General features: G+C 76.3%; 15 protein-coding genes. 7 read left to right on the forward strand and 8 right to left on the reverse strand.

Going from position 1 to position 19,181, the window contains the following annotated elements:
• Nucleotides 1–59: 59 nt before the first annotated feature.
• Together OG989_RS30235 and OG989_RS30240 are read right to left on the reverse strand one after the other, a co-directional pair.
• Nucleotides 60–2,957: a helix-turn-helix transcriptional regulator gene (locus OG989_RS30235; protein ID WP_327029192.1), complete on the reverse strand. Its 2,898-nt coding sequence runs from the start codon at nucleotides 2,955–2,957 to the stop codon at nucleotides 60–62.
• Nucleotides 2,958–3,163: 206 nt separating this feature from the next.
• Entirely contained in the window at nucleotides 3,164–3,334 is a 171-nt protein-coding gene (locus tag OG989_RS30240) for a hypothetical protein (RefSeq protein WP_192581532.1), read from the reverse strand.
• Nucleotides 3,335–3,528: 194 nt separating this feature from the next.
• Here OG989_RS30240 and OG989_RS30245 point away from each other — a divergent pair, with 194 nt between their 5' ends.
• Nucleotides 3,529–4,218 carry a DUF4191 domain-containing protein gene (locus tag OG989_RS30245; protein ID WP_327029193.1) on the forward strand — a complete coding sequence of 230 codons (690 nt, stop codon included), beginning with the start codon at nucleotides 3,529–3,531 and terminating at the stop codon, nucleotides 4,216–4,218.
• Nucleotides 4,219–4,277: 59 nt separating this feature from the next.
• On the opposite strand, the gene OG989_RS30250 is transcribed toward OG989_RS30245, so the two are convergent.
• Nucleotides 4,278–4,679 carry an RDD family protein gene (locus OG989_RS30250; RefSeq protein ID WP_151456559.1) on the reverse strand — a complete coding sequence of 134 codons (402 nt, stop codon included), beginning with the start codon at nucleotides 4,677–4,679 and terminating at the stop codon, nucleotides 4,278–4,280.
• Between the two features lie 264 nt (nucleotides 4,680–4,943).
• Here OG989_RS30250 and glnA point away from each other — a divergent pair, with 264 nt between their 5' ends.
• The 4 genes from glnA to OG989_RS30270 all read left to right on the forward strand — a co-directional run bounded on the left by glnA (nucleotide 4,944) and on the right by OG989_RS30270 (nucleotide 8,625).
• Entirely contained in the window at nucleotides 4,944–6,368 is a 1,425-nt protein-coding gene (gene glnA / locus OG989_RS30255) for a type I glutamate--ammonia ligase (protein WP_132236059.1), read from the forward strand.
• 653 nt (nucleotides 6,369–7,021) lie between these two features.
• Complete coding sequence (locus tag OG989_RS30260; RefSeq protein ID WP_425856177.1) at nucleotides 7,022–7,219, forward strand: helix-turn-helix domain-containing protein; 198 nt, start codon at nucleotides 7,022–7,024, stop codon at nucleotides 7,217–7,219.
• A gap of 39 nt (nucleotides 7,220–7,258) precedes the next feature.
• Nucleotides 7,259–7,618: a PadR family transcriptional regulator gene (locus tag OG989_RS30265; protein WP_327029194.1), complete on the forward strand. Its 360-nt coding sequence runs from the start codon at nucleotides 7,259–7,261 to the stop codon at nucleotides 7,616–7,618.
• On the forward strand, nucleotides 7,615–8,625 hold the full coding sequence (locus tag OG989_RS30270; protein ID WP_327029195.1) for a hypothetical protein: 1,011 nt from the start codon (nucleotides 7,615–7,617) through the stop codon (nucleotides 8,623–8,625). Before OG989_RS30265 ends, OG989_RS30270 begins: the two co-directional genes overlap by 4 nt.
• A 73-nt stretch (nucleotides 8,626–8,698) precedes the next feature.
• Here OG989_RS30270 and OG989_RS30275 read toward each other — a convergent pair whose 3' ends face one another.
• The 3 genes from OG989_RS30275 to mptB (OG989_RS30285) form a co-directional block, all read right to left on the reverse strand.
• Nucleotides 8,699–9,448, reverse strand: coding sequence for a phosphotransferase (locus OG989_RS30275; protein ID WP_327029196.1), 750 nt, complete (start codon nucleotides 9,446–9,448; stop codon nucleotides 8,699–8,701).
• A gap of 147 nt (nucleotides 9,449–9,595) precedes the next feature.
• A complete protein-coding gene (gene mptB / locus OG989_RS30280; RefSeq protein ID WP_425856433.1) occupies nucleotides 9,596–11,116 on the reverse strand; it encodes a polyprenol phosphomannose-dependent alpha 1,6 mannosyltransferase MptB in 1,521 nt (506 codons plus the stop codon).
• A 68-nt stretch (nucleotides 11,117–11,184) separates the two neighbouring features.
• Entirely contained in the window at nucleotides 11,185–12,585 is a 1,401-nt protein-coding gene (gene mptB, locus OG989_RS30285; protein ID WP_327029197.1) for a polyprenol phosphomannose-dependent alpha 1,6 mannosyltransferase MptB, read from the reverse strand.
• Nucleotides 12,586–12,629: 44 nt separating this feature from the next.
• Here mptB (OG989_RS30285) and OG989_RS30290 point away from each other — a divergent pair, with 44 nt between their 5' ends.
• Complete coding sequence (locus tag OG989_RS30290) at nucleotides 12,630–14,375, forward strand: hypothetical protein (RefSeq protein ID WP_327029198.1); 1,746 nt, start codon at nucleotides 12,630–12,632, stop codon at nucleotides 14,373–14,375.
• Nucleotides 14,376–14,512: 137 nt separating this feature from the next.
• Entirely contained in the window at nucleotides 14,513–15,220 is a 708-nt protein-coding gene (locus tag OG989_RS30295) for an SAM-dependent methyltransferase (protein ID WP_327029199.1), read from the forward strand.
• A gap of 33 nt (nucleotides 15,221–15,253) precedes the next feature.
• On the opposite strand, the gene OG989_RS30300 is transcribed toward OG989_RS30295, so the two are convergent.
• A complete protein-coding gene (locus OG989_RS30300; RefSeq protein WP_327031267.1) occupies nucleotides 15,254–18,355 on the reverse strand; it encodes a bifunctional [glutamine synthetase] adenylyltransferase/[glutamine synthetase]-adenylyl-L-tyrosine phosphorylase in 3,102 nt (1,033 codons plus the stop codon).
• Complete coding sequence (locus OG989_RS30305) at nucleotides 18,355–19,122, reverse strand: type 1 glutamine amidotransferase (protein WP_151456099.1); 768 nt, start codon at nucleotides 19,120–19,122, stop codon at nucleotides 18,355–18,357. The genes OG989_RS30300 and OG989_RS30305 overlap by 1 nt, the downstream gene beginning before the upstream one ends.
• Between the last annotated feature and the right edge of the window lie 59 nt (nucleotides 19,123–19,181).

Here is a 19,181-nt window from a genome sequence, read left to right on the forward strand (position 1 = left end):
CGCCCACCGGCCGGTCGCCCGACCGGTCGCCCTCGACTGGCGCCCGCCGGGCGACAGGATCAGCGGGGCGCGGTGGGAGCGCCGAGCAGGCCGAGGCGGTGGGCCAACGCGGCGGCCTCGACGCGGTTGCTCACGTCGAGCTTGGCGATGATCCGGGAGACGTGCACGCTGGCCGTCTTCGGCGAGATGAAGAGCCGCTCGGCGATCCGGCTGTTGCTGTGGCCCTCGGCGACCAGCCGCAGCACCTCCCGCTCGCGCTGGGTGAGCAGGTCCGCGCCGGGACGCCCCCGGGTCGCCCCGCGCAGGCCGACCCGGCGGGCCAGGGTGGCGGCCTGCGCCGCGAGCGGTACCGCGCCCAGCCCGTCGGCGATCGCGGCGGCCTCGGCGACCGCCGCCGCCACCTCGTCCCGCTCCCCCGCCGCGGCCGCCGCCTCGGCGAGCGACAGCAGCGCCCGCCCGAGGGGGTACGGCTGCCCGTCGGTGCGCCACGCGGCGACCGCCGTACGCCATGCGGCAAGTGTCTCGCCGCCGACGGCCAGGAGGGCCGCCACCTGGGCGGCGTGCGCCCGCTCGGCCGGATGACGGGCCGGCAGCCCGGCGGCGAGGGCGGACACCGCGCCGGCCAGTTCGGCGTCCCCGGTCCGCTCGGCGGTCCGGGCGACGGCGCTGAGCACCGGCCAGCCCTCCCGGGGAAGCTGCGGCAGGCGCTCGTCGGCCAGCGCGGCGTGTGCCGCGCGTACCGCGCCGGCCGGGTCGTCGGCCGCCAGCGCCGCCTCGATCCGCAGCTCCCGCAGCGGCAGCCGGTGGTTCGGCCACAGGTAGGGCCGGGCCAGGAAGGCCAGGGCGCGGTCCACCAGTTCCTCGGCGGTGGGGTGGGCCCGGGCCAGCCGCAGCCCGGCGCGGAGCTGTAGCCAGTGCAGGCCGGACACGCCCGGCAGGTCGATCCGGGCCGCCTCCGCGCAGGCGGCGTCGGCCTCGTCCCAGCGCCCCAGGGCGATCAGCGCCTCGGCCTGGTTCGACAGCAGGTACGCGCCGGTGGAGCGGCTGACGCCGACCCGGCGCGCCTCGGTCGCCCCGGCGGCGGCCGCGTCGGCCGACTCGGCGTACCGGCCCAGCTCGAACAGCACGTCGGAGAGGTGGACCAACGCGCTCACCAGCGCCGGCGCCGAGCCGGCGGCGCGGGCCCGGTCCTCGGCCAGACGCAGCCCGGCCAGGCGACGCTCGGGTGACGGCTCGGTACGGCAGAGGATGGCGATCCGGGTCGGCAGCAGCTCCAGGTCGTCGCCGAGCGCCTCCACCGCCTCCGCCGCCTCGGCCGCGAGCGTCCCGGCCTGCTCGGGGTCGAGCCGGAACAGCTGCGCCGCGATGTCGGCAAGCAGCCGGACCCGTTCCGGCCCGTCCGGCGCCCCGCAGGACAGCCGGTACGCCTCCCGCAGCTCGGCCGCGCCGTCGCTCTTGCCGAGCATGGCAAGCATCCGGCCGCGCCGGTCCAGCAGCCGCGCCGCGCGCAGCGGCTCCGCCTCGACGTCCACCTCGGCCAGGGCGGCCCGGGTGAGGGTGAGCGCGCGCTGGTAGTCGCCGGCGGTGGTGGCGGCGGCGATGGTCTCCTCCAGCACCGCGAGGTGGTCCATGTCGAGCCGGTCGGCCGCGTCGGGCACCAGCTCCCACACCTCCAGCACCCGTTCCAGCAGCCGGCTCTGCTCCGCGTACGCGTACCGGTCGGCGGCGGCGCGCGCCGCGGTGCGGGCGGTCACCAGGGCCCGGGGGTGGTCGTGTGCGGCGTACCAGTGGTGGGCCGTCTCGGCGGGGGCACGGCCGGCGGCGACCAGGTGCGGCTGGGCCTCGATGGCCGCCGCCCAGCGGGCGTGCAGCCGGGCGTGCTCGCCGGGCAGCAGCTCGTCGTGGACGGCCTCGCGGACCAGCGCGTGCCGGAACTCGTAGTCGCCCTCCGGGTCGGCCACCACGAGCTGGGCGGCGACGGCGGCGCGCAGCGCGTCCTCCAGCTCCGGCTCGGGCAGCCCGGCGACCTCGGCGAGCAGTTGGTGGGCGAACCGGGTGCCCCCGGCGGCGGCCATCCGCAGCACCCGCTGGGCGGCGTCGGGCAGCCGGTCCACCCGGGCCAGCAGCAGGTCGCGCAGCGTCTCGGGCAGCGTGCCGCAGCCGACCGGGCCGCCGGCCGCGGCCAGCTCCTCGATGAAGAACGGGTTGCCCTGGGTGCGCTGGTGGATGTCGTCGACCGCGCGGGCGAGCGGCTCGGCGCCGAGCAGGTCCGCCAGGACCGCCCCGGTGCCGTCCCGGTCGAGGCGGCCCAGCTCGATCCGCTCGACACCACGGGCCCGGTCCAGCTCGGCGAGGAAGGGCCGCAGCGGGTGACCACGGTGCAGCTCGTCGGTGCGGTAGGTGCAGACCAGCAGCAGCCGGGCGGTGCGGGCGGCGCGCACGAGGAAGGCGATCAGGTCGCGGGTGGACCGGTCGGCCCAGTGCAGGTCCTCGATCACCAGCACCAGGGGCTGCCCGGCGGCGAGCCGCTGAAACAGCTCGGCGACCAGGTCGAACAGGTAACCGCGCGGGGCGTCCGGGACGAGTGCGACGGCGGGCGCGGCGACGCCGGCCGGTCCCCGGGCGAGCTCCGGCAGGAGGCGGGCGAACTCGGCCTCGTACCCGTCGAAGACGCCGGGACCGTCGCGGCGCAGCACCGCCCGCAGCGCGGCGGCGAACGGCGCGAAGGGCAGCCCGGCCTCGCCGAGTTCAAGGCACTGGCCGACCAGCAGCCGCGCGCCGGCCTCGGTGGCCGACCGGCCGAACTCCTCCAGCAGCCGGGTCTTGCCCACCCCGGCCTCGCCGCCGACCAGGACCGTGGTCGGTTCCCCGGCGCGGGCCCGGCCCAGGGCGTCGCGCAGGGCCGCGATCTCCCGCTGACGGCCCACGAGGACGGTGCTGGCGGCGCGTACGGTCACGGCTCCGAGCATGCCACGGCCCTCGCCGCCGCCGGCTCCGCTGACCGGCCGGTCAGCGGATGGCACCCGGTGCGGGTCGCGGGCCGGCCGATCGGCACGCTCGGCCTGTCGCTGGCCGGCCCGCGCGCCGTCGTCCCGTCGACGGTCGGCCCGGGCGGCGTCGGCCCCCGGCGGTTCGGTGGCGACCGCCGGGGGCGCGGGGCCGCTCACCGACGCACGTCGCCGGCGCGTCCCGGGTGATGCCGTCGACTGAGCCAGGCGCGCGTGGTGCGGCGCGGCAGGGCCCGGGCGAGCCGGTCGACCGCGGCCTCGGCGTGCAGCTCGGCGGCGTGCGTACGGTGGATCGAGAGGATGAAGTCTGCGTCGTTGCCGAACATGTGGGGCTCCCTGGGTCGTCTTCGGCTGTCGACTCCGACTCTGCGCGCGAAGGTGCCCCCGGGGCATGGGTCCGCCGCCCGATCTTCGCCCGCCTGCCCTCCTTACTCCCGCCCCTCGGCGGCGCTACGGCGGCGTAAGGTACTCAGCCTGGCCGCGGACAACGCGACGTGCGGCGACCACTAGACTCTGCGGCATGGCAAAGCCCCAGGAGAAGGTCTCGTTCGGCCAGCGGCTGAAGCAGATCGGGATGGTGTTCAAGTTCACCGCCAAGCAGGACCGGTGGTTCGCGCCGTTGGCCGCCGGCGCGGTGCTGATCCCGCTCGCTCTCACCGTGGTCGCGGTCCTGCTCTGGAGCTGGATCTGGCTGCCGCTGGGCATCCTGTTCGCCCTGCTCTGCCTGCTGATCGTGCTCAACCTGCGGTCCAACCGGGCGATGATGAACGCCGCCGAGGGGCAGCCCGGCGCGGCGGCCCAGATCATGGAGAGCATGCGGGGCGACTGGCGGGTCACCCCGGCGGTCAGCTCCACCACGCAGATGGACATGGTCCACCTGGTCATCGGCCGGCCCGGGGTGATCCTGCTGGCGGAGGGCAACCCGCAGCGGGTACGCGGGCTGCTCGGCCAGGAGAAGCGGCGGCTGGCGAAGGTGATCGGCTCCGCCCCGCTCTTCGACTACGTGATCGGGCAGGAGGAGGGCGAGCTGCCGATCCGCAAGCTGCGCATGACGCTGATGCGGCTGCCGCGCAACCTCAGCGGCAAGGACGTCAACTCGCTGGACAAGCGGCTCAAGGCGCTCACCGCCCGCCCGCAGATGCCCAAGGGCGCGATCCCGAAGAACATGCGGCCCTCGCGGGGCGCGTTCCGCCAGACGCGCGGTCGCTGACTTCCGACGCGTACGCGAAAGAGCCGGGCCTGTTCGCAGGGCCCGGCTCTTCGTGTGTCTCAGGGGCGGGGGGCGTCGGTGACGACGGAGCCCGCCAGGCGGTCGTGCAGGCCGCGACGGTGGCCGTCCATCAGCAGGGCCGGGACGACCAGGGCGAGCAGCAGGCCGCGCAGCAGGGCCCGGGCCACCCCGATGCGACCGCCGTCGGCCCAGGCGACGCAGCGGATCTTCGTGATGAACATGCCCGGCGTCTGCGCGAAGAGCCCGAGGAAGAAGCCGTACTCGACGATCAGCACCAGCACGGGTGCCCACCCGTCACGCACCGGGTCGGCGAAGCCCCCGGCGATGAGCAGGCAGAGCACCCAGTCGATCACCAGCGCGCCGAACCGGCGTCCCAGGCTGGGCGGCGTGAAGGCGGGATCCGACGCGGGCGGTACGGGGCGATCATGCGGCTTGGTCACAACGGTCAAGGGTATCCAGGGGGTGTGGACGGATCGGGGACGGTCGCCCGCACCCGGGCAGCAAAAAGGGGCGAAAGCGAGCAAGTGTCAATAGAATGGCACAGCCGGTGGCGTCCCGTCGCACGGCCCGGCCCCGCCCGAGCGGCGCGGATGACGCTCCGCGAGGGACGTAACACGGCAGAAACACTCAAGACATGGCCGGGCAACCGCGCGGCCATAGCGTCGCCAAGAGCCTAGCCACCCGTGGACGTGCCAGGAGGACGTGTGTTCGCCAATCCCGAGGAACTCCTGCGATACCTCAAGAACGAGGACGTGAGGTTCGTCGACGTACGGTTCTGTGACCTGCCCGGCGTGATGCAGCACTTCAACCTGCCGGTCGAGTCCGTCGACGATGCCTTCTTCACCGAGGGCCTGGCCTTCGACGGGTCGTCGATCCGCGGTTTCCAGGCGATCCACGAGTCGGACATGCTCCTGCTCCCGGACGTCGCCACCGCCTTCATCGACCCCTTCCGGGCGCAGAAGACCCTCGCGCTCAACTTCTTCATCCACGACCCGTTCACCCGCGAGGCCTACAGCCGCGACCCGCGCAACGTGGCGAAGAAGGCCGAGGCCTACCTGGCCGCCAGCGGCATCGCCGACACCGCGTACTTCGGCGCGGAGGCGGAGTTCTACATCTTCGACTCCATCCGCCACGAGACCTCGGCGCACCAGTCGTTCTACTACATCGACTCGATCGAGGGCGCCTGGAACACCGGCCGCGAGGAGCCGGGCGGCAACCGCGGCTACAAGACCGCGTACAAGGGCGGCTACTTCCCGGTGCCGCCGGTCGACCACCTCGCCGACCTGCGCGACAGCATCGTGCGCCGGCTGGTCGACAGCGGGTTCACCGTGGAGCGCTCGCACCACGAGGTGGGCACCGCCGGCCAGTCCGAGATCAACTACCGGTTCTCGACGCTGCTGCACGCGGCCGACCAGCTCCAGCTCTTCAAGTACATCGTGAAGAACGAGACCTGGGCCAACGGCAAGACCGCGACGTTCATGCCGAAGCCGCTCTTCGGCGACAACGGCTCCGGCATGCACACCCACCAGAGCCTGTGGCTCAACGGCGAGCCGCTGTTCTACGACGAGACCGGCTACGCCGGCCTGTCCGACATGGCCCGCTGGTACATCGGCGGCCTGCTGCACCACGCCCCGTCGCTGCTGGCCTTCACCAACCCGACGGTCAACTCGTACCGCCGGCTGGTTCCGGGCTTCGAGGCGCCGGTCAACCTGGTCTACTCGCAGCGCAACCGCTCCGCCTGCACCCGCATCCCGGTGACGGGCAGCAACCCGAAGGCCAAGCGCGTCGAGTTCCGCGTGCCGGACCCGTCGGCCAACGTCTACCTGGCCTTCTCGGCGATGATGATGGCCGGCCTCGACGGCATCAAGAGCAAGATCGAGCCGCCGGCGCCGATCGACAAGGACCTCTACGACCTGCCGCCGGAGGAGTGGGGCGACGTCAAGCAGGTGCCAGGCTCGCTGTCGGCGGTGCTCGACTCCCTCGAAGCCGACCACGACTACCTGCTCGACGGCGGGGTGTTCACCCCCGACCTGATCTCGACCTGGATCGAGTGGAAGCGCACCAACGAGGTCGACCCGGTGCGTCTGCGCCCGACCCCGCACGAGTTCGCCATGTACTTCGACTGCTGACGCAGCAGGACACCCAAGGAAGGCCCCGGGTCCCCCGGGGCCTTCCTGCGTTCACCGGCACCCCTGCCGCGCGCCGCACCTTCCCCGCCCGGCCCATCCGCCCCGGCCCGACCGCCCCGGCCCGACCAGCTCTGGCGGCAGGGGCGAATGCGCCAAGGTGCGCCCCATGCGCCCGTGCGCCGCATGCGCCCCCGTGCGCTGCGCCGCGTGCGCCAGGTGCGCCCCGCGCGCCAGGTGCGCCCCGCGCGCCAGGTGCGCCCCGCGCGCCAGGTGCGCCCCGCGCGCCAGGTGCGCCGCGTGCGCCGGGTGCGCCGGGTGCGCCGGGTGCGGTCGGGCCGGTGGGGTTAACCGGGAGCGGGTGGGCCGGGGCGGGTGGGGCCGGGGCGGGTGGGGCCGGGGCGGGTGGGGCCGACCAGCTCCGCGATCGCGGTCGGTGGAACACCACGGGTGTCACCGGAGCGCTTTGACACCCGTGGTGTTCCACTCGACGCGCGATCGGCGTCCATACCTCGCCCGTCGCGGCGCCGATTGGCGGCCCTGGCTGTACTGCCCAGGGACGTTGTTTGAGGTCGTGTGGACGACACGACGTAGATAGGCGTGATGACGAAGACCTCCGGTTGTGGAGTGGACCGCTCCGCCGACCAGGAGGCTTCGTGTCCCGCGCTGACGCTGCTTTGCCGCCTCGTGCACGTCTCCGTCTGGCGCGCCTGACCGTGGACGAGGGCTGGCCGGCCGCTCGGGCGGCCGAGCGCTATGACGTGTCCTGGCCGACCGCGAAGCGGTGGGCCGTGCGGTATGCCGAGCAGGGTGCGGCCGCCGGACGGCGCGGCCGGAGCAGGTTCAGCACGTAACGGGCCGCTGCATACCTTTGCGTCCGTTATATTGCTGGCGTGGACACACCGCTGCGCGAACCCACCTTCCTGATCCTCACCGCGCTGGCCGGCGAGCCGATGCACGGCTACGGCCTGATCGGCGAGGTCGCCGCCCTCTCCGACGGGCGCGTGTCGCTGCGGCCCGGCACCCTCTACGGCGCGCTCGACCGGCTGACCGACGCCGGCCTGGTCGAGGTCGACCGCGAGGAGGTGGTGGACGGCCGGCTGCGCCGCTACTACCGCCTCTCCCCCGCTGGCGACGCCACGCTGAGCGCCGAGACCGAGCGCCTGCGCCGCAACGTCGAGGCGGCCACCGCCCGCCTGCGCGCCCGCGCGGCCCGACCGCTCGCCGCGCGTACCGCCGGGGGGTTGGCATGAGCGGCCTGGAGCGGCGCTACCACCGCCTGCTGCGCGCCTACCCGGCCGAGTACCGGCGGGCGCGCGGCGCGGAGATCGTCGGCACGTACCTCGACCTGTCCGGGCCGGGGCGACGCTGGCCCTCGCCCGCGGACGCCGCGGACCTGGTGCGCGGCGGCCTGCGCCAGCGGCTGCGGGCCGCCGGGGCCGCCGGCCTGATCCCGGGCGTACGCCTCGCCGCCGTCCTCGCCTTCCTCACCGCGACGGCGTTGGCGGGGACCTGGTCGGTGCTGGAACTGCGGCCACCGCCCGCCGAGTGGGGCACGCCGACCGCGGGGCCATTCGTCTCGATCGGCGTCGCGGTGTGGCTTGGCTGGCTGTTGGCCGCAGTGGCGCACGCCGCCGCGCCGGCCCGCTGGGCACGGCGTGTCATCGCCGTCGCGGTGCTGCTGACCCTCGCGGTCATGCCCGCCGCCGCCCTCGCCGATCTGCCCCGCCCGCCGCTGCTGGTGCTGGTGCCGCAACTCGGGCTGGGCCTGGTGGCGCTCGCCCTTCCCGACCGGCTGCCGGCGCCGGTGCGGAGCCTGCCGCTGCTCGCCGCCGGGGCCGCAGCGCTCGCACAGACCAATCTTCAACCCCCGGTCGACTTCGTCGCGACCTCCTACCAGTGGGTCGGAAGCCAGGTTCTGCCCTGGACCGCCGCGGCGATGCTCGCCGTGGTGTCGTTGCTCGGCACCTGGTGGGCGGCGCGCGCGGACCCCCGGGGCGGGTGGGCGTTGCTCGTCCTGCTCACCCCGCTGGGCCTGCTCTCGCTGCACATTCTGGCCGGTGCGGCGGATGGCCTGCTGCATGGCGCACCCAGACCGGGCTGGGCCGCGCTCGCCGCGACGGCCGTCGTGGTCGCGTTGGTCGGCCCGGCGCTGCTCCCGCTGGCGATCGCCCTGCGCGGGCGGGCGCGCGGGGCCGGCCCGCTCGGAGCGGACGCCCGCTGCCCCACCTGTGGGCACACCGCCGAGCGGGTCCTGTAGAGCAGCGGCCGCAACATCCGTGCGGTCGGGTGGAACGCCACGGCTGTCTCACCCGTGGCGAGAGGGAGGGCGGTCAACGCAGGGCCGCCTCCCATTCCCGCGTGTGGGCGGCGAGGTGGTCGGCGGTGGCCAGCCAGTACGGACCGTCCTCGGTCCAGATCCGGGCCCACGGCTCGCGCCGCTGCTCCGCGCCCTCGCGCAGCAGTTCGTACATCGCCCGGGCGCGGCGGCCGAGCATTCCGGCCAGGGCCGGGCGGGACGCCTCGTCGAGGCGGTAGCCGTCGGCGAAGGCGCGCAGCCGGGCCGCCGACTCGGCCACCGGTCGGTCCGGACGCAGGCCGGCCATGCTCTGCGCGGCGTACGCGACGTCCCACAGCCGGGAGCCCGGCGCGGCGGCGTCCCAGTCGATGAGCACCCAGCCCCGGTCCGCCCTGATCAGGTTCCAGGGGGCCACGTCGTTGTGGCAGACGAGTTCCTCCCGGTCGGGCGGGATGAGCCGCTGCCACGCCGCGCCGGCCGGCGGGGTGAAGTTGGCCAGCGCCTCGTGCAGCTCGGCCAGCATCCGGCCGATCGCGAACAGGTCCGCCACCGGGTACGTGCCCGACGCCGCGCCGACCTCGCCGGGGACGTACTCCAGCACCTGCCGGCCCTGCGCGTCCCGGCCCAGGGGTCGGGGCGCACCGGAGAATCCCACGGCGTGCAGGTGTTCCAGCAGGGCGTCCACCGCGTCGGTCCAGGGGCCGACCGGACGGCGCACGGTGTCGCCGACGCGCACCACGCCGGCGGTGGCGTTGCTCGGCAACGGTTCCTCGGCTGCGCTCATCCCACGATCATGGACCCGCCAGCCGCAGCGCGCGTCACGGACCTCAGCCGGGCGCGCGTCACGGACCTCAGCCGGGCGCGCGGCACGGGCGCGACGCCCCGAGGACGCGGCGCGAACCCCGCCGGCCGGAACGCGCGGCGTGGCCCCTCAGTCCGGGCGCGCGGCACCGGTCCGGCGGAGCCGGCGCAGGCCCCACGCCGCCAGCCCGGCCGTCAGCGCGGTCATCGCCAGCGCGCCCGGGGCCTTGCTGAACCGGGCCAGGTTGGTGCCGTCGGGCAGGGCGAGGAAGGCCGCCGCCGCGCAGGGCGCCACGAACCAGGTCGTACGCGCCGCGGCGACCGCGAGCAGCGCCAGTGGCCAGGTGGCGTACCAGGGGTGGAAGACCGGGGCCAGCGCGACCGTGGCGGCCAGCGCCAGCCCGGCGCCGAGCAGCGCGGCCCGGGGGCGGGCGGCGTCCGGGCGGGCCACCCGCTGCCCGACGCCGCTCGCCCGGCGCAGCCCCGACCAGGCCCGCCACCACAGCGCCGCCACCAGCACGGCGAGCAGCAGCAGGGCCGCCGCGCGGGTGACCGGCACCGCGCCCGGCTCCCGGCCGGCGAGGCCGCCCGCGTAGTCGACGACGAAGCCGACCGCCGTGGGCGGGGACGTCCACTGCTCCGAGTCGCCGCTGCGGGTCAGCCCGCCCACCCAGCCGAGGCCAAGACCGGAGAGCAGCGAGGTGACGGCCACCGCGCCGAGCGCCCCGCCGGCCAGCCAGCCGCCGTCGCGCAGCAGCGCCCGTACGGTGTGACGGCCGTGCACGGCGGCCAGCGCCGCGAACGGGAGCACCACCACGGCGGTCGCCTTCACGGTCACCGCCAGCCCGAGCAGCGCCCCGGCCAGCAGCAGCGGCCCCGGCCTGCCGGGACGGCGGACCAGCACGAGCAGGCCCAGCGTCAGCAGCCCGAGCATCACCGCGTCGTTGTGCGCACCGGCGATCAGGTGCACCCCGACCAGCGGGCTGGCCAGCGCCAGCCAGGCCGCCCGGCGGGTGGGCACGCCGGCGGCCCGGGCCAGCCCGACCAGGCATCCGGCGGTCAGCAGCACCCCGGCGACCGCGAGCAGCCGGAACGCCACGATCGCGCCCACCAGCCCGCCGCCGAGGGTCACCGCGAGCGCGGCGAGCAGCACGAAGAACGGACCGTACGGCGCCGGCGTGTCCCGCCAGATCGGTGCCACCGCGTCCACCCAGGGGCAGCCGGCCCCGGCCACGCCGACGGCGTACGGGTCGACGCCGTGCGCGTACGCCCAGCCCTGGCAGGCGTACGAGTAGACGTCCCGGCTGCCCAGCGGCGGCGCGGCCAGCAGCGGCAGCGCCCACAGCCCGGCGGTCCGGTACGCCCACCGCGTCGACGGCGCGCCCCGGCGCAGCGCCCACCAGGCGCCGACCAGCAGCCCGGTGCCGACCAGCCACAGCGCGACGGTCCACGGCTCGTCGGCAGGGCTCGGAGCAGGGGTGGCCCGGGGCAGCGCGCCGCCGAGCCAGCCGGCGACGGTCAGCAGCACCGCCCCGGCCAGGCCGGCCCACCGGGCGAGCCCGGCGGGACCGGGCGACGGCGGGGCAGGTCCGGGCGACGGGGATCCGGGCGACGGCGGGGGCCCGGATGGCGGGCCGGGCGGGGGCGGGATGCCAGGCGGTCGCGGGGTGCCGGGCGGGACCGGCGGAGCGCCGGAAGCGGTCACCGGCGTCCCTCTCCTCAGTCCACGGCGGCCGGTCGACGGGCCGCTCGGGCCGACCGTACCAAGCGGACCACCACCACGATCACGAACAGCGTCATCAGCGGCGCCCCGACGGTCTTGGTGTACCGGGCCAGCCCCGTGCCGTCGGCGAGCACCAGGAACGACGAGACGATCGCGACGACCGCGAACCACCCGGTGCGCCGGGCCGTGGCCGCGAGCACCGCGAGCGGCCACGTCCAGTACCAGGGGTGGAAGAGCGGGGCGAGCGCGACGGTGGCAGCCAGCGCCAGGCCGGCGTGCCAGATCGGCTCCCGGGTGCGCGCCCGCCACCACAGCCAGAGCAGCACCAGCGCCAGCGCCGCCATGCCGATCCCCCGGGTGGCCGGCAGCGGGTCGCCGTGCCAGCCGAACGGCGCGGCGAGGTAGGCGACGGTCTGCCCCACCGCCGTCGGCGGCGAGGTCCAGGCGATCACCAGGCCGCCCTGTTCGAGCCCGGTCACCCAGCCGAAGCCCAGGCCGGTGGCGAGGGTCGCGCCGACCACGGCGGCGACCGCCCCTCCGACCACCCACCCGCCGTCGCGCACCAGCGCCCTGATCGAGTACGCCCCGACGATCGCGGCCAGCGCCGCGAACGGCACCACGACCAGCGCGGTCACCTTGATCGCGACGGCGAGGCCGAGCAGCACTCCCCCGCCGAGCAGCGGGCCGGGGCGACCCGGCCGGGACACCACCACCGCCAGCCCCGCGACGAGCAGCCCCACCATCAGCGCGTCGTTGTGCGCCCCGGAGACCAGGTGCACCCCGATCAGCGGCGAGCCCAGCGCCAGCCAGACCGCCCGGCCGCCCGGTACGCCGCAGCGGCGGGCCAGCGCCGGCAGGCAGGCCGCCGTCAGCCCCACCCCGACGACGGCGAGCAGCCGGAACAGCACGATGCTGCCGTACAGGGATCCGGTGGCCTTCACCACCGCCCCGGCGAGCAGCACGAACAGCGGCCCGTACGGGGCCGAGGTGTCCCGCCAGATGTAGGAGATGGTGTCCAGCCACGGGCACGGCAGCGCCGAGACGCCCTGCTCGTACGGGTTCAGGCCGGCGGAGAAGCTGGCCCCCTGGCAGGCGTACGCGTAGACGTCCCGGCTGCCCAGCGGCGGCGTGAGAAGCAGCGGCAGCAGCCAGAGCCCGACGGTGACCAGCGCCCAGCGGGTCGACGGCACCCGGTCGCGCAGCGTCCACCAGGCGTACGCCATCGCGCCGGTGCCGACCGCCCAGCTCGCGATGATCAGCGGGCCGTACGGGCCCTGCCAGATGCTGACCGGGGTGGGGCGCAGGTCGCCGTCGGGGAACGCTCCGCCGAGGAACGCGGCCACGGCGAGCAGCGTCGAGCCGGCGAGGCCGATCCAGCGCGCGAGGTGGTGAGGCACGCCGGACATGCTGCCAGTACGGTGGTCGCGGTACGGAGGTGGGCATGCGGCGCAGTCGGGTGGTGGCGGTGGCCGCCGTCTCCGCCGTGCTCCTCGCAGTGGCGTACGTCGCCCTCCCGCCGACCGGCTCCGACCTCGCCGCCCAGGTGGCCCGGGCCGACTTCTTCGCCGCGCACGGCCTCGCCCCGGTGGACCTGCGCTGGTACGGCGGCGTGCAGCAGTTCGGCTACAGCCTGGTCTCCCAGCCGGTGATGGCGCTGCTCGGGGTACGGGTCACCGGCGCGCTGGCCCTGGTGGCGGCGGCGACCGCGTTCGCGGCGCTGCTGGTGCGTACCGGGGTGCCCCGCCCGTTGCTCGGCAGCCTCGTCGGGGTGCTCACGATCGCCGCCAACCTGGTCTCGGGCCGGGTGACGTACGGCCTCGGGGTGGCCTTCGGCCTCGGCGCGCTGCTGGCCCTCACCCTCGGCCCGACTGCCCCCACCGGCGGCGCCCGGGGTGGACCGACCGATTCCGGCCCCGAGGGACCGACCGGCACGGGCCCGGGTGGGCCGACCGGCGCGGGCCCCGACAGGCGGGGGCGGCGACGGCGGCTCGTGCGGCTCGGCTTGGTGGCGGCCGGTGCGCTGCTGGCCTCGGCGACGAGCCCGGTCGCGGGTCTGTTCGTCGGCCTGGCCGGGGCGGCGCTCCTGCTGACCCGCCGGTACGCCGACGGCCTGGTGCTCGGTGTCGCCGCCGCGCTGCCGCTCGGGCTGACCGCCCTGCTCTTCGGCGACGGCGGCTGGATGAACATCAGCCGCACCGACACGGTCCGCGCCGTGCTGACCAGCCTGCTCGTGGCCGCGCTCGTGGGCTACCGGCCGGTGCGGGCGGGTGCGTTGCTCTCGGCGGCCGGGGTGCTGGCGGCGGCGCTGGTGCACACCCCGGTGGGGCTGAACGCCACCCGGTTGGCCGTCATGTTCGCCCTGCCCCTGCTGGCCGCCGCCGCCCGCCCACCGGCCCGGCTGACGGCATGGCTGGGCCGGGGCGGCGCGTCACCCGCCGACGGGCCCGGGGCGGCCGGGCGGACCGGCGTAGGAGCCGCCGGAGCCGGCGGCACGCGGGCCTGGGGCGTCGTGCTGGCCGGGCTGCTGGCGGCGGTGTGCTGGTGGCAGCCGCCGGTGTCCCCCGCCGACCTGCGCAGCGTCGAGGACCCGACCAGCCGGGCGGCCTACTTCGCGCCGCTGCGGGCGTTCCTCGACGGGCAGCGCCTCACCGGCCGGGTGGAGGTTCCGCCGACCCGCAACTACTGGGAGGCGGCGAGGCTGGGCGAGGTGCCCCTGGCCCGGGGCTGGCTGCGGCAGGCCGACATCGACCGCAACCCGCTCTTCTTCACCACCGTGCCGGGGGCCGCGGGCACCGGGGTGCCACTGACCGCGGCGAGCTACCGGGACTGGCTCACCGACAACGCGGTGCAGTTCGTCGCGGTGCCGGACGCCCCGCTGTCCTGGGTGGGGCGGGCCGAGGCCGAGCTGGTGGCGGGCGGGCTGCCCTACCTGACGCCCGTCTGGTCCGGCCCGCACTGGCGGGTCTGGGCGGTGACCGACCCGAGCCCGATCGTCGAGGCGCCGGCCGAGCTGGTCGCGCACGACGGCGCGTCGGTGACGTTCCGGGCGCCGGGCGCCGGCACGGTGCCGGTCCGGGTGCGGCACAGCCGCTGGCTGACCGCCTCCGGCGGGGCCACCGTCGCCGCCGACGGCGGCTGGACGGCGGTGACGGTGCCGCGCGCCGGGCAGTACCGGCTCGGCAGCTGACCGGTCACCACCTTTTGCCAACCCGGCAACAATCTTTGCTCCCACGCTGCCGCCACGCCACGATCGACGGGCAGGGACGACCTCGTCGCAGTCGGCATGCTCGGCGAGGAGGCGGCAGCGCACCAGGAGGACGAGACGTGCAGCACGACGCGACGACCGGCGAGCACCGGCACGACGACACCAGGGTGGCCTCCGGCCACGACGGGCGGCGGCACCCGGACGTGGACGAGGAGACCGCGCGGTTCTGGGAGGAGCACTACGGGCGGCACGAGCGGGTCTGGAGCGGCCGGGCGAACCCGATCCTGGTCGACGTCGCCGGCTCGCTGCCGGCCGGCACCGTGCTGGACCTCGGCTGCGGGGAGGGCGGCGATGCGCTCTGGCTGGCCGCGCGGGGCTGGCAGGTGACCGCCGTCGACGTCTCCGAGACCGCCCTGGCCCGGGCGGCCGAGGAGGCGGCCGCCGCCGGGGTCACGTCCCGCATCGAGTTCCGCCGGCACGACCTCACCCGGACCTTCCCGCCGGGCGCGTACGACCTGGTCTCCGCGCAGTTCCTCCAGTCGCCGCTGGAGTTCCCCCGGGCGGAGCTGCTGCGGTCGGCGGCCCGGGCCGTGGCCCCCGGCGGCCGGCTGCTGATCGTCGAGCACGGCGAGGTCCCGCCCTGGGGGCGGCACGACCACGCGCACGCCCGCTTCTCCACCCCGCAGGAGACCCTGGCCGCGCTCGACCTCGACCCCGACCGGTGGGACACCGAGCGGCTCGACGCCCCGCGCCGGCAGGCCACCGGCCCGAACGGCGAGCTCGGCGAGCTGGTCGACCACGTGGTGCTGGTCCACCGCCGCCGCTGAGTTCCGCAGCGACGACCCGGCCGGGCGGCGGGCTCAGGAGTCGAGCACCCGTTCCATCGCCGCCCGGGAGCGGCGGCAGGTGCGCAGGTACTCGTCGAGGAACTCGCCGGGATCGTCGCGGCCGAGCAGCCGGACCACCCCGGCCAGCTCGACGCCGTGCCGCGGCAGCTGGTCGCCCTCCCGGCCCCGGACCAGCATCAGCGCGTTGCGGACCTGCGCGGCCAGCGTCCAGCCGGCCGCCATCTCCGTGGCGTCCGTCGGGTCGACCAGGCCCGCGTCCCGGGCCGCCGCGAGGGCGTCGAGCGTACGCGTGCCGCGCAGCGCCGGGAGTGCCCCCGCGTGCCGGAGCTGGAGCAGCTGCACCGCCCACTCGACGTCGGCGAGGCCACCCCGCCCCAGCTTGGTGTGGGTGGCCGGGTCGGCGCCCCGGGGCAGCCGCTCGTGCTCCACCCGCGCCTTGATCCGGCGGATCTCCACCACCTGCTCGCGGCTCAGCCCGTCGGCCGGGTGGCGCACCGGGTCGATCATCGCCACGAACTCGGCGCCGAGGTCGGCGTCGCCGCAGACGAACCGGGCCCGCAGCAGCGCCTGCGCCTCCCACACCTTCGACCAGCGGGCGTAGTACTGCGCGTACGCGGCGAGGCTGCGCACCAGCGGGCCCTGCCGGCCCTCCGGACGCAGGTCGGCGTCGACGCCCAGCGGCGGGTCGGGCGCGGGCATGCCGAGCAGCCGGCGCAGCTCCTCGGCGATCGCGCGGGCGGCAGCACCCGCCGCGCCGTCGCCCGCGCCGGTCGGCGCGTCGTAGACGAAGAGCACGTCGGCGTCGGAGAGGTAGTTCGACTCGTACCCGCCGAGGCGGCCCACGCCGATGACGGCGAAGCGCAGCCCCGGCACGGGCGGTTGGGCCGCGCGGGCGGCCCGCAGCGCGGCGGCCAGGGTGGCGTCGGTGACGTCCGCCAGGGCGGTGCCGACGGCGGTCACGTCGGCCAGGCCCAGCGCCGCGCGCCCGCCGTCGGGCCGGGGCGGCGACGGGGCCAGCGAGCCGGCCCGGCACAGCAGGTCGGCGCAGGCGATCCGGACCAGTTCCCGACGGCGCAGCGCGCGGATCGCCCGGGTGGCCTCGACCGGGTCGGAGTGCCGGGCCGCGGCGGCGGCGAAGCCCTCGCAGAGGACCGTGCTGGGCCGGGGCACCAGCTCGCTCTCCTCGGCCAGCAGCCGCAGCGCCTCCGGCTCGCGGGCCAGCAGGTCGGCGGCGTAGCGGGAGGAGGAGAGCACCCGGGCCAGCCGGCGGGCCACCGGCCCGGAGTCGCGCAGCAGGCGCAGGTACCAGGGGGTGCTGCCGAGCTTGTCGGAGACCTGCCGGTAGTTGAGCAGGCCGCGGTCCGGCTCGGGGGCGTCGGCGAACTCGCTGAGCAGCACCGGCAGCAGGGTGCGCTGGATGGCGGCGGTGCGGCTCACCCCGCCGGTGAGGGCCTGGAGGTGACGCAGCGCCCCGGCGGGGTCGGCGAAGCCGAGGATCTCCAGCCGGTGCCGGGCCGCCTCGGGGGTCAGCCGCAGCCCGTCGGCCGGCACCCGGGCCACCGACTCCAGCAGCGGCCGGTAGAGCAGCTTGGCGTGCAGTCGGCGTACCTCGGCGGCGTGGGTGACCCACTCGGCGCGGAACTCCTCGACGGCGCTGCGGCCCGGCGTGGCGGTGTGGCCCAGCGCGGCGGCCAGCCAGCGCAGCGCGGCCGGCTCGGTCGGCACGGTGTGGGTGCGGCGCAGCCCCTGGAGCTGGAGGCGGTGCTCGACGCCGCGCAGGAAGCGGTAGCCGCGCAGCAGCGCCTCGCCGTCGGCCCGGCCGACGTAGCCGCCGGCGACCAGCGCGCGCAGCGCCGGGATGGTGCCGGGCACCCGCAGCGACTCGTCGCCCCGGCCGTGCACGAGTTGCAGCAGCTGCACGGCGAACTCGATGTCGCGCAGCCCGCCCGGACCCCGCTTGATCTCGCGCTCCAGCTCCTTCGGCGGGATGTTGTCGATGATCTTGCGCCGCATGGCGCGGACGTCCTCGACCGCCTCGGGCCGCTCGGCGGCCCGCCACACCAACGGGGCGAGCTGGTCGATCCACTCCCGGCCCAGCGCCAGGTCACCGGCCGCCGGCCGCGCCTTGAGCAGCGCCTGGAACTCCCAGGTGCGCGCCCACCGCCGGTAGTAGGCGAGGTGGCTGGCCAGCGTCCGCACCAGCGGCCCCCGGTTGCCCTCCGGACGCAGGGCCGCGTCGACCGGCCAGGCGACCAGTCCGCAGACGTGGATGAGCCGGGTGGCGACCGTGGTGGCCGCGGCGAGGTCGTCGTCCTCGGCGGCCACGAAGATCACGTCGACGTCGGAGACGTAGTTCAGCTCGTCGCCGCCGCACTTGCCCATCGCCACGACGGCCAGCCGGGGCCGGGGGGTGCCCTCCGGCAGCTCGCCGACCGCGATCTCGTACGCCGCGGCCAGGGTCGCGTCCGCCAGCGCGGAGAGCGCGGCCATGGTCTGCTCCAGGCCCCGGCCGCCGGTCAGGTCGGCCGCCGCGATCCGCAACAGCGCCAGCCGGTACGCCCTGCGCAGCACCGCCACCGGCTGCCCGTCGCCGGACAGGTCGAGCCGCCCCTCGGCGGTCGGCGCCAGCCCGTCCGGGGCGGTGCACAGCGCCGGCCACTGGTCCGGGTTGGCGACCAGGTGGTCGCCGAGCGCCGACGAGGCGCCGAGGACGGCGATCAGCCGGCGGCGCAGGCCGGGGTCGTCGGCGAGCCCCGCCAGCAGCGCCGACGGCGCCTGTTCCGGGGCCTCCCGACGCTCGGCCTCGACCGGCGTCCCGGGGTGGGCCTTCCCCCCGGACCGGCCCGTGGCGGGGCCGGTGCCGTTCGCGGCCATCCGGCGCTCGGCCTCGACGATGCGGTGCAGCTGGCGCAGCGCCAGGTCGGGGTCGGCGGCCCGGGAGAGCGCGGCGAGCAGCTCCGCCGCGCGACCGTCGGTGGGCTCCTGCACGTCCGGCCGCCACAGCCCCAGCCCGTCCGGGCCGAGCAGGTCGGCGGCGCGGGTGGCGCCGGCACCGCCGTCGGTGCCGAAGCCGTAGCGGGCGAGCCGTCCCGCGGCCCTGGCCGGCCGGCTCATCACTGCCCGAGCAGGGGCAGGCTGCGGCGGGGCGTGGCGTCCTCCAGCTCACCCAGGGCCAGCGCGGCGAACCGGGCGGCGAACGGCTGCCAGACCTCCTCGACGTCGACCATCACGTCGTGGCAGGCCGCCACCACCAGGTCGGGGTCGTAGCCCAGCTCGGCCAGCAGCCTCGAGTCGGCTGCCCAGTCGGCGATCATGGCGGTGTCGCACTCGATGTGGAACTGCAACCCCCAGGCCCGGTCGCCGAGGCGGAAGGCCTGGTGGGGGTAGCGGGTGGAGGCCGCCAGCAGGGTGGCGCCGCGGGGCAGCTCGGTGATCTCGTCGGCGTGCCACTGGAACACGTCGGGGATCAGCGGGACGTAGCGGAACAGCGGGTCGGTGTCGGCGGCGTCCCGCTTGCCGACCACGCAGGGGCCGACCTCGGGGCCGCTCGGGCTGCGCACGACCTCGCCCGCGTGCGCCGTGGCCAGCAGCTGCGCGCCGAGGCAGATGCCGAGGGTCGGCACCCGGTGCCGGACGGCCTTGCGCAGCAGCCCCTCCAGCGCCGGCAGCCAGGGCGCGGCGGGCGACCCGTCCGGCAGCGGGTACGGCGCCATCGCGCCGCCGAGCACGACCAGCGCCGAGTATCCCTCCAGGTCGGCGGGGATCTCGTCACCGGCGTGGGCGCGAACCACCCACAGGTCGAGGCCGGCTTCGGTCAGCCACTCGCCCAGCCGGCGGACGTCGTCGGTCGGGTCGTTCTCGATCACCAGCGCGGTAGCCACGACGTCGAGGCTAGCCGGTGGCCCGGACGGACCCCGGAACGCCTCCACCGGCGCGGCGG

The sequence above is a fragment of the Micromonospora sp. NBC_01740 genome (assembly GCF_035920365.1).
Lineage (GTDB): Bacteria > Actinomycetota > Actinomycetes > Mycobacteriales > Micromonosporaceae > Micromonospora > Micromonospora reichwaldensis.

Bases quoted from the DNA above. Each gene is read 5' to 3' on its own strand.
- OG989_RS30275 (WP_327029196.1), bottom strand. From the start codon at position 9,448: ATGAGCGCAGCCGAGGAACCGTTGCCGAGCAACGCCACCGCCGGCGTG.
- OG989_RS30300 (WP_327031267.1), bottom strand. From the start codon at position 18,355: ATGAGCCGGCCGGCCAGGGCCGCGGGACGGCTCGCCCGCTACGGCTTC.
- OG989_RS30270 (WP_327029195.1), top strand. From the start codon at position 7,615: ATGAGCGGCCTGGAGCGGCGCTACCACCGCCTGCTGCGCGCCTACCCG.
- OG989_RS30240 (WP_192581532.1), bottom strand. From the start codon at position 3,334: ATGTTCGGCAACGACGCAGACTTCATCCTCTCGATCCACCGTACGCAC.
- OG989_RS30290 (WP_327029198.1), top strand. From the start codon at position 12,630: ATGCGGCGCAGTCGGGTGGTGGCGGTGGCCGCCGTCTCCGCCGTGCTC.
- OG989_RS30245 (WP_327029193.1), top strand. From the start codon at position 3,529: ATGGCAAAGCCCCAGGAGAAGGTCTCGTTCGGCCAGCGGCTGAAGCAG.